The following is a 280-nucleotide window of genomic DNA, read 5'->3' on the forward strand; positions in this document are numbered from 1 at the left end:
AGGGTCTGTGTAATAGGCTGTCAGGGAGGACTGTTTCATATCCGAATACTCTTTATCAGTGACTAGGCTTTTCAGTTCTTCTCGTTCCATAGAAAATTTTGGATTATAGTCATCAAAGAAATCATTGGCAAGTCCACCCCAGCCCACATACTTGGCAAGGAGTTCTTGTTCACTTAATGAAGCATTGCGGTGCTCTACTTCTAGATTTTTTACCAAACGAATGGCCGCAATGTTTGTCTCAACCTTATCTCTAGCAGTCTTTGGATAAAAGTCCGTCATA

1 pseudogene is annotated in these 280 nt (G+C 41.1%); it reads right to left on the bottom strand.

Annotated elements, in window-relative coordinates:
* Positions 1-280 (bottom strand): annotated as a pseudogene (locus C1E99_RS09355) (hypothetical protein); the annotation flags it as partial.

The sequence above is a fragment of the Streptococcus suis genome (assembly GCF_002964045.1).
Classification (GTDB): domain Bacteria; phylum Bacillota; class Bacilli; order Lactobacillales; family Streptococcaceae; genus Streptococcus; species Streptococcus suis_U.